Genomic DNA, 1,177 nt, shown 5'->3' with positions numbered 1-1,177 from the left:
CTAGTGACCTGGTCTTGAGTTCCCGGCTCGCCTCATGAGTCGTGTTCTGTTTCAGATTTTGGGCTTTGCCTGACGGGTCTGGTGTCGGTGCGCTGTGCTGCTGGCATGGGCGACAACAGGCTGCCACCGATCGTGCTGTCGGACGCTGAACGGCTGACGTTGCAGAACTGGGCCGCTCGGCGTTCGACCGCGCAGGGCTTGGCCAAGCGGGCACAGATCGTGCTGGCATGCGCGCGAGGGTGGAACAACACAGTGGTGGCCGCTCGGCTGAGCACCGAACGCAAGACGGTGGCGAGATGGCGGACCCGGTTTCTGCGTGAACGGCTGGACGGCCTGGCGGACGAGCCGCGACCCGGAGTTCCGCGGACCATCACCGATGCCCAGGTGGAAGCGGTGGTGGTCCGCACCCTCGAGGAGACACCGCAAGGGGCCACGCACTGGTCGAAGCGGGAACTGGCCAGGCAGACAGGTATCTCGCCGTCCAGCGTGCTGCGGATCTGGCGGGCCTTCGGGCTGCAGCCCTGGCGGACCGAGACGTTCAAGATCTCCCCGGACCCGATGCTGATCGACAAGATCCGCGACGTGGTCGGTCTCTATCTCGCGCCGCCGGCGAACGCGGTGGTGTTCGCGGTGGATGAGAAACCGCAGATCCAGGCCCTGGAGCGGACCGCGCCGGTGCTGCCGATGCTGCCCGGCACCCCAGAGCGGCGGAGTTTCGACTACGTCCGGCACGGCACTGTCGACCTGTTCGCGGCGCTGGACACCGCCACGGGAAAGGTGATCAGCAAGCTGTCCGCCCAGCACCGGGCCGTCGATTTCCGGGACTTCCTTGACGAGATCGACCGCCAGACCGATCCCGGCCTGGCGGTCCACGTGATCTGCGACAACCTCTCCGCCCACAAAGCGCCTGTGGTGCACAAGTGGCTGCTGGCCCACCCTCGCTTCCGGCTGCACTTCACACCCACGTACTCGTCGTGGATCAACCAGGTCGAGCGGTGGTTCGGCGAGCTGGAACGCCGCTGCCTCGAGCGTGGCGTGTTCTGCTCACTCGATGACCTCAAGGCCGCGCTCGAGAATTGGGTCAAGGTCTGGAACAACGAAGCCCGGCCGTTCAAGTGGACCAAGACCGCCGACCAGATCATCGACCGGATCTGCCGCTACTGCGACAGGATCTCCG

1 protein-coding gene is annotated in these 1,177 nt (G+C 65.8%); it reads left to right on the top strand.

What is annotated here, in order from left to right:
* Nucleotides 1–105: 105 nt before the first annotated feature.
* Nucleotides 106–1,177, top strand: a 1,072-nt coding sequence (locus AC07DU_RS33870; protein WP_479115770.1) for an IS630 family transposase, incomplete at its 3' end; no start/stop codon positions are given.

It is taken from the genome of Streptomyces sp. NPDC045695, from assembly GCF_056432025.1.
This window is presented reverse-complemented; position numbering and strand designations above follow the sequence as displayed.